This is a genomic window from Chryseobacterium sp. FH2, from assembly GCF_001045455.1.
GTDB lineage: Bacteria > Bacteroidota > Bacteroidia > Flavobacteriales > Weeksellaceae > Chryseobacterium.
Map to the genome: position 1 here is coordinate 18,769 of NZ_LFNE01000016.1, position 13,221 is coordinate 31,989.

Consider the following 13,221-nt stretch of genomic DNA (forward strand, 5'->3'; position numbering starts at 1 on the left):
ATTTTAAATTCACTCTAAAATTAACTTATATCTTGTTTCAACTTTAAAAATATTCAGAAAATCCTGATAGATTATATCATTTTTAATTTTTGTAAATTTGCGCCATGATAAAAATAGGCAACATAGAACTGCCGGAATTTCCGCTTTTGCTAGCTCCGATGGAAGATGTAAGTGATCCTCCGTTCAGAAGATTATGCAAAATGCATGGTGCAGATTTGATGTATTCAGAGTTTATTTCTTCTGAAGGCTTAATTCGTGATGCAATAAAGAGTAGAAAAAAACTGGATATTTTCGATTATGAAAGACCTGTCGGAATTCAGATTTTTGGAGGTGACGAGGAAGCAATGGCTATGTCTGCGAGAATTGTGGAAACCGTAAATCCCGATTTAGTAGATATCAATTTCGGGTGTCCTGTAAAAAAAGTTGTTTGTAAAGGCGCCGGCGCAGGGGTGTTAAAAGATATTGATTTAATGGTCCGTTTGACTAAAGCTGTTGTAAGCTCTACCAGCCTTCCTGTAACTGTAAAAACCCGCTTAGGATGGGACAGCCATTCCATTAATATTGATGAAGTGGCTGAACGTCTTCAGGAAACAGGTATCAAAGCATTAACGATTCATGCAAGAACCCGTGGCCAAATGTATAAAGGAGAAGCTGATTGGGAACATATTTCAAGAATTAAACAAAATCCTAATATCGAAATTCCTATTTTCGGAAACGGTGATATTGATTCTCCGGAAAAAGCTTTAGCATATAAACAAAAGTATGCCTGTGATGGTATTATGATTGGTCGTGCAGCAATTGGATATCCTTGGATTTTTAATGAAATTAAACATTTTTTTAAAACAGGAGAAAATTTACCTGCTCCCACTATTTCGGACAGGTTATTAGCCGTTCGCCAACATGCGGAATGGAGTACAGAATGGAAAGGTGAAAAATTAGGTCTAATCGAAATGAGACAGCACTACAGCAATTACTTCCGTGGAGTTCCTCATTTTAAAGACTTTAGAAAAAAATTCCTCGAAGTATTCACTTTAGAAGAAATGGATGCCCTGATAAAAGAAACGCAACAATTCTATACAGAATATCAGGAACAAGTATAAATAAAAAACCATCAAATATTTGATGGTTTTTTATTTATTATTTAAATTATTCTTTAATAACCTTCTGAGGCTGATTGATTTTTAATCAAAGCTAATGCTGAAGAAGTTCCTATTCTCTTCACTCCTAAATTTATCATTTTCTCGGCATCTTCCGGAGTTCTCACTCCACCTGCTGCCTTCACAGGAAGTTTTCCGGCATTCTCAAGCATAATTTTGATACCTTCGAATGTTGCCCCATTCGGTTTCCCATCAGTTGTTTCATAAAAACCTGTTGAAGATTTTACGAAAATTTTTGACAAATCGTTTTCCGGGAAAGTTTCTTCTGCCCAAGTTGAAATATTTTTAGTAATATCAGCAATTTGCACATCTGTTAAAGCTGCAATTTCGATAATCCATTTTGCAATTTTATGATGCTGTACTACCAGCTGTGTACATTTTACAAATTCTTCTTTTATTAATTCTAAATCTCCTTTTAGATAAGCATTATAATTAATAACAAAATCAAGTTCGTCTGCTCCGTCTGAAATTGCTTTTGAGGCTTCTGCAAGCTTTTCATCAATAGAATAAGTCCCTTCATGAAAGCCAATCACAGTTCCTACTACAACATCTGAATTCTTTTCCTGAATATATTTCTTTATGTCAGCTACATAATCAGGGCGGATCATTACTGCAAAAATACCATTATCAATAGCCTCCTGCGTAAGTTCTATATCCTTCTGTAAAGTTTCTGCTTCTGAAAGCCCGGATTGTACCGGAGTTTTCAGGTATGTTGAATCCAAATATTGAGCAATATTCATAATCTGTTATACTTTCAATTGTCTGTAAATACCTTGTTCCAAAGATATGAAAGTTTCTGTTCTTGTCACGCCTTTTAGTTTTTGAAGTTTGCTAAGAATTTGCATCAGGTGATCATTATCTTTACAAAGTACCTTCAAGAATGTCGTATAATTTCCTGTCGTATAGTGAGCTTCCACCACCTCATTAATATCTTTCAGGGATTTTACAACCTCCGGATAATGACTTGGCTGGTCTAAGAATACACCGATATAAGAAATTACTTTATATCCTATTTTCTTTGGATTAAGGAACGAAATTGAGTTCTCAATAACGCCAGCATGTTCCAATTTTTTAATTCTCTGGTGAACTGCAGTTGTTGAAATCCCAACATTTTTCGAGATATGAGCTAACGACGTTTTAGCATTGTCCATCAACATATAGATGATTTCCTTGTCAATTGAATCTAAATGATAGTTTGTGTTGCTTGAATTTTTCATTTTCTAATTTTTTTTATTATTCATGTTTTTACTTTGTCCATAAACCTTTGAATTTTACAAAAACCGGGAAATGATCACTGTAGCCTCCCAGATACCGTGTACCTGCATACGTCCGGAATGGTCTGCCTTCGAAATTTCTTATCCGGCTGCTAATCTTCTCAGAGTTGAATACTCCCGCTTTATCGAAAGATAAAGCCAGATTACGGTCAAATAATGATTCCGACAATATGATCTGATCAAACAGCAATCCAGATTTATAATGAAAAGTAGAATAATTTCTTGTAGAAAACAACTCCTGAAAAGGGTTTATCAAAACTTTCGCACAATCGTTGTCATAGAGAATTTTTATTAAATTTTCATCATCCGGGTTTTCGTTAAAATCACCACACAAAACAACATGTTCTTTACTCTCATTTAAAAGCTTCATAATTCTGCCCCGAATTTCTGAAAGTATAAAGGCTCTTTTAGGCTGGTTAATATCTTTTTCACGCTTAGAGGGAAGATGGGCGATAAAAATATTAATAACTTCTCCTTTATATTTTACTTTTACATAGAGTACATCCCTAGTTGTATCATAATTTCCTATTTTCCTGTCTATAATTTCAAAAAAGTAAGTAATAGCTTCTGAATCTATCACTTCTACTTTAGTTTTGTCATATAACATGGCTACATCTACCTTCCTTTCATCCATAGAATTGTAATGTACAATTCCGTATTGAGAATTAAAAGGTTCCATCTCCACAAGCTCTTCCAAAACTTTCCTTCCGGAAATTTCCGAGAGCCCAATCATAAATGGCAAAACGCCATGCTCCTCCTCCATCAATTGAAAAACGTGCGCAATTTTAAAAAGTTTGTTCTTATATCTTTTTTCGTCCCAATTCCTTAGCCCAGATTTTGTAGGATCAAGCCTGTGCTTTGGCGGTGGATCTGGTAAAAATAAATTTTCTACATTATAAAAAGTGAACAACTCCATCTACACGCTTTCTTATTCTTGAAATTTTACAAATCAATTTCAGAATGTAAATTTATTATTTTTTTTTAAATATGATTAATTATTTTACAATATATTCTGGTTAATTTTATACTCATAGTACATAAATCCCCGTGAATAATTACATCTAAACCACGAATATACATTAAAAATTTTAACTACATCTTGAAATCAGATTTCAAAACAAGAAAAAAATAATCTTTAAAATTTAAAATAACCTAAATAAAAAACTAATATAAGTATAAAATAGAGTTATTTTTTAAACTTTATCGTCTATTATTACAATTTTCATTCCATTTTAAGAAAAAAAATTCTCAAAGGGGGAAAAAAATCTTATTCTTTTAGCGGAATTAAGTACGTAAAACTATAATAAATCGGGACGTTTTTCTTTTGTAATCCTTACCGCTTCATCATGGCGCCATTCTTCAATTTTACTAAAATTTCCACTTAGTAAAACTTTTGGAACCTCTAAACCTTTATAAACTTCAGGCCGGGTGTAAATAGGCGGTGATAACAAATCGTCCTGAAAACTATCTGTCAGAGCACTCTGCTCATCATTTAAAACGCCAGGAAGTAGACGGATAATAGAATCTGCCAAAACACAGGCGGCAAGCTCACCTCCTGTAAGGACATAATCTCCGATAGAAATTTCTTTTGTAATATGTAAATCTCTTACACGCTGATCAATACCTTTATAATGTCCACACAAAAACATTAAATTATTTTTTATTGAAAGTGTATTGGCTATTTTTTGATTCAGCGTAATTCCATCCGGTGTAAGATAAATAACCTCATCGTATTCTCTTTGAGATTTAAGTTCAGAAATGCATTTATCTAATGGCTCAACCATCATTACCATTCCCGCTCCACCTCCATAAGGCTCATCATCAACCTGTCTGTGTTTATTGATCGCCCAATCTCTCAGATGATGAAAATGTACTTCTGCCAATCCTTTATCCATCGCCCTCTTCAGAATAGAAGTTTGAAATGGACTTTCCATCAATTCTGGAAGCACGCTTATAATGTCAATTCTCATTGTAATGTTCCGTTTTTCTTATTAGGTAAAATGATTAATCGTAAAGATGAATCTTTGTTAAAATAGCTCCACATCCAGTTGAAGAACACAGCTAATTTGTTTCGAACGCTCAAAATTAGCATTAAATGTAAAAACATCCAGAAATACCAAGCAAAAAATCCCTGAAATTTTATAAACGGTAAATCCACAACAGCTCTGTGTTTCCCTATTGTCGCCAATGAGCCTTTATCATCATATTCATATTCTACCCAGTCATTCTTGGTTTTCTTTAAAAGATTCTTACCTAAATTTTTTGCCTGATTAATCGCTACGTTTGCGACCTGAGGATGACCTTGTGGATATTTTGGGGTTTCCATATAAGATATATCACCAATCGCAAAAATATTGTCGTACCCTTTTATTTTATTATACCGATCTACAATGTATCTGTTTCTCGATAATTTTTCCTCTGGAAAACCGTCTACCACATTCCCGGTAACTCCGGCTGCCCAAATCACATTATTAGAAGGAATCTGCATTCCGCTTTTCATGATAACTTTATCGCCATCATAGTCTGTGACATATTCCCCGCTTAGGAAAGTTACGCCAAGCTCTTTTAAATATTCTTCTGATTTTTGCTGAGCTTCAGGACTCATCACTGCTAAAGGTTTTTCGGTAGAGCTTACCAAAATGATTTTGAGGTTATCAAAATTCATGTAAGGATAATCTCTTGGAAGAATCTCTTTCTTCATTTCTGCGAAAGCTCCCGCCAGTTCTACACCAGTTGGGCCGCTTCCTACAATTACAATATTCCAGTTTCCGTCGTCACTCCTGCTTTTTTCAATAATCAGTTTTTCAAAAGTCATTAAAACATGATTTCTGATACCTATTGCTTCCTGAGTATTTTTCATTCCGAAAGCTTTGCCTTCCAAATCCTGATTTCCGAAGAAATTGGTTTTACAACCTGTTGCAATGACTAATTTATCATACGTAAACTCGGCTTCATCAGTAATCACCTTATTGTTTGCTGCATCAATCTCACGAACTTCCGTCAAACGAAACTGTGTATTTCTGGACTGTTGAAATATTTTCCTGAAAGGGAAAGAAATATTGGAAGGTTCTATCCTTCCGCACGCTACCTGATAGAAAAGAGGCTGGAACATATGGTGGTTTACCCTGTCTAAAACAATTACTTTTTTGTTCTTGTTATTTAATGTTTTTGCAAGTTGCAGCCCCGCAAAGCCTCCTCCTATAATGATGATCTTTTCGCGTGTTTCCATAGTACACAAATTTACTGATTTTATTTTAGCATTTAGTAGTGAAAAAAGTTAGTTTTGCAAAACTTTATGTCACCTAAAAAGTACAGCAAAAAGACCGCCAAAAAGATACATCTGAACCGTCGAAAGAATTATTTTTTCCGGCGAAAAGTTGTATTGGCAATTTTAATTATAGCATTAATTGGAACCGGCTTATATTTAAAACAATCAATCAGTTACTATTACGCGCTGTATTTCAATAAATTTACCCATAAAAAACTTCACAATAGTGAAACTGAAACGTTAAGGATTCAAAAAATCCTTTCCAATAATCTTGACAAAACCTACGGCTTCGATATTTCACATTATCAAAATAAAGAAGATATAAAATGGGATAGCCTGAGCATAGGAAATAAGACAATCCCATTAGAGTTTGTTGTGATGAGAGCAACAATGGGAGACCGAAGCGCAGACAAACATTTTAGTGAATTTTGGGAGCTGGCAAAAAAACATAATTTGATTCGCGGAGCCTACCATTTTTACAGAGCCGATGAAGATCCTGTGATTCAGGCAAATAATTTTCTTGAAAATGTAAAACTGGAAAGCGGAGATTTGCCACCTATTCTTGATATTGAAAAAATCCCTAAGCGTAAAACCAATAAAAAGCTGATTGAAGATCTAAAAACATGGTGTAAAATCATTGAAGAGACTTACGGTGAAAAACCAATCATTTATACTTACTACCACTACTATAAAGACCTTTTGAAAGGTGAATTTGACAACTATCCGCTTTGGCTTGCAAATTACAACGACGTTCCTGCTCCATCTCCCGAGGGCGAGTGGAATTTTTGGCAATTTTCAGAAAACGGAATTGTGCACGGGATCAATACCAAAGTAGATTTAGACATTTATAATGGTAGCTTGTGGTCTCTAAAAAGATTGACATTAGATTAATTTTTCAGAAAATCTATTATATCTTTATTCAATTCATCCGCAATTTCAAAAGGGAGATAATATGATGCCTGTGAATAAATTTTCAATTTTGTATTGGGAATTTCTTTTGCTATCATCTCGGTATGGTCTTTTTTAATAACATCATTTTCGCCTGCAATTACAAAAACCGGACTTTTTATTTAATGTAAAGACATCTTGCTGATATTCGGCTCATACAGCATCAAATTAAGCAATCTTTTTTCAGCTTCATGTTCAGGCTGGTTGGCAAGTGCCATGAATTTTACTTTACCCCTAAAGTTATTTAATAACTCACTGTCAACTCCTGCTGGAAAAACATTTGCACCGATGATAATTAATTTATTTATGTTTTGTGGGTATTTTAAAGCAAATTCTAATTCTGTATTCCCTCCGTCACACCAACCTTCACTTTATGAGAAGTATTTGAGTTCGAAAGATCGATGGAAAAATTTCCTTTTTCATCTGAAATTATACCGTTATTTTCTTTTTCCACCCCTATTTTTACATAAGGAATTGGCTTATTTTCTTCTTTAAAAATTACTGTTCCCGAAATAACCTGTGCATTAATATAAAAAGCAGAAAATACAGGAAGTAAAAAATTAAGTTGTTTCATGTTAATAGTTCACTGCAAAAATCAATATTTTCAGCATAAAAGACTCATAACATGATATTAAAATTAATTTAGTTTTAGTTAAATTTTATTTAAAAGGTCTTCTCTGAATCCATTCTGTTGCAGGAGAAAGTGACGGAAAAATATTTTTCATGAAAGGATTGATCAAAAAATTATTATGTTTAATCAATCCAAAAATTTCGAAAGGTTCAGCTCCGACAGTTGATTTAATTTCAAGGGCGGTTCTTCCAAAAATAATTCTTGAAAAGCTTTTATCAATTCCAAAATCTACCATATCCAAAAGCATATTAAGATACAACTGCATTGGTTTCTGAAGCTCTCTGTTATACCCTAAAAAATAGGTATCAATATCTTTTACATTAAGAATCAACGTATAAAAACCAATCAGTTTTTCATCCGAAAAATATCCAAAAACTTTAAAATTTCCATTTAGGCTTTCCTTCATGTTTTCAAAATGGTTTTCAGCAAGAAAAAAAGTATTGAAAGGGGCATTATCAGCTACATTCTGATACAAAATATTCATTTGAATTTGATGATTTCTTATATCATTTAAGTTTAATTCTTTTTTTTCAACTCCTTTTAGTTTCTTTTTCGCCGATTTAGCCCTATCTCTGTATTTTTTAGAAAAATCGCGGATATAATCTTCAAAGCTTTTCCAATCATCTCTTATTTTCAGCATCATGTTGGGCTGCACTGAAAATCTAAAATAAGTTTCATGCTTTTTATCCTGAAAATATTTCACAAAATTTGACTGATAATCTTTATAAATAATTAAAGACGTTTTCCTGATTTTCTTCTGCATCTCCTGAACCGCTTTATCCAAAAGAGGAACAACCTCCTTCAAGGTAATCTTTGAAGAATCAAAATAGAACCCGTTTTGCCCCGTCAACATATTATTTCCGAGAATCATTACATCTTTACTGACCTGTCTGGCCAAAAAACTTCTGAAACTGCACCAAACCTCATTTTTTTGAAAAGTTTTGTGTTGAATAAAATTCAGATACTGAAACAAAGCTCCGCCAATCAATTCGTTATTCTGAAAAAATCCAACGAAAAAACATTCCATATTCTGCGGTTTTGAAATTTTAAGAACACGGAAATATTCTTTGGAAAGCATAATATTATAATTCCCAATGACAGTATTCCAGTTTTCAGGTAAACCGGAAGTTGTTTCGTATATTTTTAAATAATATGGCATAAAAAAGGCCACAAATGTAGCCTTATCTTTTTAAAATCGTTACAATTTATTTTTGTGTCACCCAGTGAAAACCGTCGGCCACATACCAACCACAGACAATTCCCCCCATAATGGTAATCGTAATCGTCCAGTACGCTGAGTTAATCATCGTGTACTTCCAGGATTTTCTTTCAAACATTGCATTAATTGCCGTCAATGGAAATACAAATAAAAATCCCGCCATAAAAGAATGTAAAGCCCCGTGACCAAAAGAGCGGTAGGCCATTCCATAATCTTTCATGAAAACATGGTAAGAAGGATTAGCATTAATCTCATCACCTCCAATCATCCCCAATGCCCCAAACTGATGAATTGTGACAAATTGAAGAAAAAGCGCCATGAAAATTGATAAAATAAAGGTAAAAACAAAAACTCCGATCATAGAACCTTTCATTTTTTCTTCAGTCAATCCGGCTTCTTCCATCCAAACACGCCCGAAAAGTTTTGGATGATACCAGATAAATCCCATAAATAAGGGAATAAGTGCGGCTACAAAAATAGCCCAAAAGTTGATTTGCGTCATAGTTTTAATTTTAATAATAAGTAGTATAAATCTACATTAAAAATCAAAACAAAATACACTTATCATAAAAATTAATCAATTTTAATCGAAAAACAACAAACAAAACACTATTCAACAAATAATAATTTAAAACAAATTGAAAATACTTATTAAATTCAACTTTAAAATAATTTATGAAAAACTTGTAAAACAAAGTCAAAAACTTTGTCTGGTTCTGTAATGAAATGATAAACCAATTGGGGAATACCTGCAGAAACCTCGAGAAATATAGCAAACACAGGAATCATTCCGTATAAAATTATAGGAAATCTCAATTTCATAGAAAAATCTTTAATCATAGCTTTCCAGATAATTTTCATTCTTTCTCTTTCATGCCATAAAATCAATCCACATAAAATGAAATACAAAATAAATCTTTTTACAAAGCCCATAGCGAGGCCTTCCGGCATAAAACTAATATCCATCAACAAAATATTACTGGCAATCGAAATAAAAAAGAAGACTCCTAAAATAACTGTTCTATGAAAAAGCAATAAAATACCTGTGACAATCTGTAACACTCCAACGACAGATTTAAATGGTTCATGATCAAACAAATACCACATTACCCGAAACAGAGAAAGATCTTTAATAGGTGTTGCCAATTCTTTAGATGATATTCCAAATTGCCCGTCTTCCGTAAGTTTGCCAAATCCATAACTTATAAAAATAAAAGCCAATAAAAATCTTGCTACCAGAATAAAATATTCGTAATATCTCTCTTTAGGAATGGCGCGTAATTTTGTTATCATATTAATCGTTTTTTGGTATTAGTTTATTTAAAAGTTTTCTTGTTACATTTTCGTACTTTTGCGTCTCAATTAAAATTAAAAATCAAACTATCAAATTCCAATGAATTACGTTTCTGTCGAAAATCTTACCAAATCCTATGGCATCAAGGTATTATTCGAAAATATCACTTTCCATGTGAATGAGGGAGATAAAATTGCCATCGTTGCCAAAAACGGGAGCGGAAAATCTACACTATTGAAGATTTTGATAGGTAAAGAAGTTGCAGACAGTGGAACAGTGATTATCAATAAAGATATTCAGGTGGTTTTGTTTGATCAGGAAATTAATTTCGATCCGAATCTTACAATTGATGAGTTTATGATGACATTGGATTCTGCTCCGATTATGGCTCTTAAAAATTATCATAAATCGCTTCATTCTGCAGACAGTGATTTCATTGAAAAAGCTCTGGCTGAAATGGAAACTCAAAAAGCCTGGGATTTGGAAAATGAAATGAAACAGATCCTTTCCCAGCTTAAAATCACTGATTTGGAAGCCAAAATGGGAACCCTGTCAGGAGGGCAAATTAAACGTGTCGCTTTGGCAAAATTGCTAACAGAAACCAGGGCTGAACACCGCCATACTTTATTAATTATGGATGAGCCAACCAACCACCTCGATGTAGAAATGGTAGAATGGCTTGAAAATTATCTGAATAAAGCTAAAATCACTTTATTATTGGTAACTCACGACAGATATTTCCTTGACAGTGTTTGTGACATTATTTGGGAAATGGAGGATAAAAATCTTTATGTTCATAACGGTTCTTATGCGACTTATCTTGAAAATAAAATGATTCGCGAAGACAATATGAACGCAACCATCGACAAAGCCAATAACCTTTACAGAAAGGAACTGGAGTGGATGAGAAGACAGCCAAAAGCAAGAACAACAAAGTCAAAATCAAGGATTGACTCTTTTTACGAAACTGAAAAAGTGGCCAAAACCGACACCAGAAAACAAGGCTTAGAACTTGATTTTGAAATGAAACGTTTAGGACAAAAAATTCTGGAACTTCATCACATTGATAAAAGTTTTGGAAATAAAGTTTTGTTAAAAGATTTCAGTTATCAGTTTCAACGGGGCGAAAAAGTAGGAATTATAGGAAAAAACGGGGCGGGAAAATCTACACTTCTAAACATCATTCAAGGGTTTGAAAAAGCTGACAGAGGTGAAATAGAAACGGGAGAAACTATTTCTTTCGGTTATTTTTCACAAAAAGGTTTAGCATATAAAGAAGACGAAAGAGTTATTGATTTTATCAAAGATGTTGCAGAATATTATCCGCTAGCCAATGGAAAAAGTCTTTCTGCATCACAGTTTTTGAGATTATTTTTATTTGATGATCAGTCACAGTACTCTCCTATTTCAAAACTTTCGGGTGGTGAAAAAAGAAGACTGCATTTAATGTACATATTATATCAAAATCCAAACTTTTTGATTTTTGATGAGCCTACCAATGACTTGGATTTACCTACATTGACAGTTCTTGAAAACTTTTTACAGCAATTTCAGGGCTCATTAATTATCGTTTCTCACGACAGATATTTTATGGATAGAATTGTTGACCATATTTTAGCTTTTGAAGGAGAAGGAAAAATTAAAGATTTTGTTGGAAATTTCTCAGAATACCGAGAAGCAAAAAGCAAAGAAGAAGCTTTAGGAAAATCAACAACACCAAAGCCAGAGCCTGTAAAAGAAATGGCTGCCCCTTCAAACAATTCTCAAAATTTGACTAAAAAGAGGAAATTATCCTTTAAAGAACAAAGAGAATTAGAATTAATTGAAAAAGAAATGCCTGAGCTTGAAAAACAAAGAGATAAAATTCTTGAGCAGCTTAACAACGAGACGGATTACGAAAAAATTGCCAAACTTTCTGCTGAGTTAGAATCTGCTTCTGAAAAACTGGAAAACCATGAAATAAGATGGTTGGAACTCCAGGAAGACTAAAATAATAATGAGTTATAAAATTATGAATAAAAGTGTGTTGAAAACCAACTCAAACTCATAATTTATAACTCATAATTCACAACTAAATAAAGCTTATTACTTTCTGAGCATCTGAGCTTTCCATTGCTGTATCAATAATTTTCATATTCTGAATAACTTCTCCCGCCGGCGAAGGCAAGTAATATCCGAAAACAACATGCTCATAAATATGCTGATAATAATTCATATAATTTCCGGGTTCGCTTGAGGTAAAGGATCTTTCAGTTTCTTTCTTTTCATTTAAAAAATTCAAAATTCCGTCTGCTTCTTTTAAAGGCTGAGTCCACTCTTCTCCATAAGTAGGAATTGCTCCTGCAACCAATTCATTCTCCTGATTATCGGTTCTTTCCTGCAAAAAGCTTCCTTTCTCTCCATGAACCGCATATGCGTAATGAGCTTCTTTGGTAAAAACAGAAGATTTTAATCTCACTCTTAAATCATTTTTATAATAAAGTAAAATTTCAAAATAATCATTGGCAAACTCAATCCCTTTCATAGAAAATACATCGGCAAAAAGTTTTTCCGGAAAACCAAATAGCTGTACCGCCTGGTCTACTAAATGAGCACCCAAATCATGAAGTGAGCCAGAAGCCATTTCCTGTGGATTTTCTTTGTGGGATTTTCCGCTAGGTTCTGTACGGAATCTGTCGAAACGAATTTCAACTTCCTTGATATCCCCTAATTTTTTTTCACTAATAATTTTCTGAATCTGAAGATAATCACGGTCAAACCTTCTGTTTTGATAAACACTTAGAAATAATCCTTTTTCTTCAGCCAATTTCACCAATTGCTCTGCTTCAGAAACATTTACCGTAAAAGGTTTTTCTACAATTACATTCTTTCCTGCTTCCAAAGCCATTTTTACATATTCAAAATGTGTCTGAACGGGTGTATTTACTACCACCAATTCAATATCGGAATTTTGCAGCATCTCCTCAACAGAGCGATAAATTATAGCGTCAGGATATTTTTCTTTAGATGCTTCTTTACTTCTTTCCACTACAGCAGACATGAAAAATCCCGGATGCTCTTTTAAAAAAGGAGCATGGAAAATTTTCCCACTCATCCCAAAAGCGCAAAGACCTACTTTTATCAATTGCATAATTTTATTTTTAACAAAGATATTTATAAAAACTTAAAATATCAGGCATTACGAACAATTCAAAGCCGGTAATAAAACAAAATTTTCAAATAAGGAATGATATTTACCATTGCAGGAATTATTGTTTCTATTATCCTATTATTTATTTAAAATTGTGAAATAATCAAATAAGACCGTTAAAATCAATGAATTATATTATTGTAATTTTAACATTATTTTAAGAATTTTATCTAAAAATAAGCATTCTGGCACATTTATTGAATTTCACTAGTTTTAGAATAATAAACATTAATTATTAAA

13 protein-coding genes are annotated in these 13,221 nt (G+C 33.1%); 3 read left to right on the top strand and 10 right to left on the bottom strand.

What is annotated here, in order from left to right; translation table 11 throughout:
• The first annotated feature begins 104 nt into the window (after nt 1–104).
• Nucleotides 105–1,100: a tRNA dihydrouridine synthase DusB gene (gene dusB / locus ACM39_RS18165; protein WP_048512470.1), complete on the top strand. Its 996-nt coding sequence runs from the start codon at nt 105–107 to the stop codon at nt 1,098–1,100.
• 53 nt (nt 1,101–1,153) lie between these two features.
• Here the strand turns inward: dusB and deoC are convergent, their stop codons facing one another.
• The 5 genes from deoC to ACM39_RS18190 form a co-directional block, all read right to left on the bottom strand.
• A complete protein-coding gene (gene deoC, locus ACM39_RS18170) occupies nt 1,154–1,900 on the bottom strand; it encodes a deoxyribose-phosphate aldolase (protein ID WP_048512471.1) in 747 nt (248 codons plus the stop codon).
• A gap of 3 nt (nt 1,901–1,903) precedes the next feature.
• Nucleotides 1,904–2,374, bottom strand: a complete 471-nt coding sequence (locus ACM39_RS18175) for an Lrp/AsnC ligand binding domain-containing protein (protein WP_048512472.1) — start codon at nt 2,372–2,374, stop codon at nt 1,904–1,906.
• 28 nt (nt 2,375–2,402) lie between these two features.
• Nucleotides 2,403–3,347: an endonuclease gene (locus ACM39_RS18180; RefSeq protein WP_048512473.1), complete on the bottom strand. Its 945-nt coding sequence runs from the start codon at nt 3,345–3,347 to the stop codon at nt 2,403–2,405.
• A 382-nt stretch (nt 3,348–3,729) separates the two neighbouring features.
• Complete coding sequence (gene trmD / locus ACM39_RS18185; RefSeq protein WP_048512474.1) at nt 3,730–4,401, bottom strand: tRNA (guanosine(37)-N1)-methyltransferase TrmD; 672 nt, start codon at nt 4,399–4,401, stop codon at nt 3,730–3,732.
• The gene (locus tag ACM39_RS18190) at nt 4,398–5,660 is read right to left on the bottom strand and encodes an NAD(P)/FAD-dependent oxidoreductase (RefSeq protein ID WP_048512475.1); all 1,263 of its coding nucleotides are present in this window, start codon (nt 5,658–5,660) and stop codon (nt 4,398–4,400) included. The genes trmD and ACM39_RS18190 overlap by 4 nt, the downstream gene beginning before the upstream one ends.
• Before the next feature lie 66 nt (nt 5,661–5,726).
• On the opposite strand from ACM39_RS18190, the gene ACM39_RS18195 reads away from it, so the two are divergent.
• Entirely contained in the window at nt 5,727–6,590 is an 864-nt protein-coding gene (locus ACM39_RS18195) for a glycoside hydrolase family 25 protein (protein WP_048512476.1), read from the top strand.
• Nucleotides 6,591–6,981: 391 nt separating this feature from the next.
• Here ACM39_RS18195 and ACM39_RS18200 read toward each other — a convergent pair whose 3' ends face one another.
• The 4 genes from ACM39_RS18200 to ACM39_RS18215 form a co-directional block, all read right to left on the bottom strand.
• Entirely contained in the window at nt 6,982–7,221 is a 240-nt protein-coding gene (locus ACM39_RS18200) for a carboxypeptidase-like regulatory domain-containing protein (protein ID WP_048512477.1), read from the bottom strand.
• 85 nt (nt 7,222–7,306) lie between these two features.
• Nucleotides 7,307–8,437: a peptidogalycan biosysnthesis protein gene (locus tag ACM39_RS18205; protein WP_048512478.1), complete on the bottom strand. Its 1,131-nt coding sequence runs from the start codon at nt 8,435–8,437 to the stop codon at nt 7,307–7,309.
• Nucleotides 8,438–8,483: 46 nt separating this feature from the next.
• The gene (locus ACM39_RS18210; protein ID WP_048512479.1) at nt 8,484–8,999 is read right to left on the bottom strand and encodes a DUF1761 domain-containing protein; all 516 of its coding nucleotides are present in this window, start codon (nt 8,997–8,999) and stop codon (nt 8,484–8,486) included.
• 161 nt (nt 9,000–9,160) lie between these two features.
• Nucleotides 9,161–9,790 (bottom strand): hypothetical protein, encoded by a 630-nt coding sequence (locus ACM39_RS18215; RefSeq protein WP_048512480.1) that lies wholly within the window; start codon nt 9,788–9,790, stop codon nt 9,161–9,163.
• A gap of 100 nt (nt 9,791–9,890) precedes the next feature.
• Between ACM39_RS18215 and ACM39_RS18220 the strand changes: the two genes are divergently transcribed.
• Entirely contained in the window at nt 9,891–11,780 is a 1,890-nt protein-coding gene (locus ACM39_RS18220) for an ABC-F family ATP-binding cassette domain-containing protein (RefSeq protein ID WP_048512481.1), read from the top strand.
• An 82-nt stretch (nt 11,781–11,862) separates the two neighbouring features.
• On the opposite strand, the gene ACM39_RS18225 is transcribed toward ACM39_RS18220, so the two are convergent.
• Nucleotides 11,863–12,921, bottom strand: coding sequence for a Gfo/Idh/MocA family oxidoreductase (locus tag ACM39_RS18225; protein ID WP_048512482.1), 1,059 nt, complete (start codon nt 12,919–12,921; stop codon nt 11,863–11,865).
• Nucleotides 12,922–13,221 lie beyond the last annotated feature (300 nt).

What these genes read in the sequence shown, in the direction of transcription:
- dusB (WP_048512470.1), top strand. Translation starts at nt 105, where the DNA reads ATGATAAAAATAGGCAACATAGAACTGCCGGAATTTCCGCTTTTGCTA.
- ACM39_RS18175 (WP_048512472.1), bottom strand. Translation starts at nt 2,374, where the DNA reads ATGAAAAATTCAAGCAACACAAACTATCATTTAGATTCAATTGACAAG.
- ACM39_RS18180 (WP_048512473.1), bottom strand. Translation starts at nt 3,347, where the DNA reads ATGGAGTTGTTCACTTTTTATAATGTAGAAAATTTATTTTTACCAGAT.
- trmD (WP_048512474.1), bottom strand. Translation starts at nt 4,401, where the DNA reads ATGAGAATTGACATTATAAGCGTGCTTCCAGAATTGATGGAAAGTCCA.
- ACM39_RS18190 (WP_048512475.1), bottom strand. Translation starts at nt 5,660, where the DNA reads ATGGAAACACGCGAAAAGATCATCATTATAGGAGGAGGCTTTGCGGGG.
- ACM39_RS18195 (WP_048512476.1), top strand. Translation starts at nt 5,727, where the DNA reads ATGTCACCTAAAAAGTACAGCAAAAAGACCGCCAAAAAGATACATCTG.
- ACM39_RS18200 (WP_048512477.1), bottom strand. Translation starts at nt 7,221, where the DNA reads ATGAAACAACTTAATTTTTTACTTCCTGTATTTTCTGCTTTTTATATT.
- ACM39_RS18205 (WP_048512478.1), bottom strand. Translation starts at nt 8,437, where the DNA reads ATGCCATATTATTTAAAAATATACGAAACAACTTCCGGTTTACCTGAA.
- ACM39_RS18210 (WP_048512479.1), bottom strand. Translation starts at nt 8,999, where the DNA reads ATGACGCAAATCAACTTTTGGGCTATTTTTGTAGCCGCACTTATTCCC.
- ACM39_RS18215 (WP_048512480.1), bottom strand. Translation starts at nt 9,790, where the DNA reads ATGATAACAAAATTACGCGCCATTCCTAAAGAGAGATATTACGAATAT.
- ACM39_RS18220 (WP_048512481.1), top strand. Translation starts at nt 9,891, where the DNA reads ATGAATTACGTTTCTGTCGAAAATCTTACCAAATCCTATGGCATCAAG.
- ACM39_RS18225 (WP_048512482.1), bottom strand. Translation starts at nt 12,921, where the DNA reads ATGCAATTGATAAAAGTAGGTCTTTGCGCTTTTGGGATGAGTGGGAAA.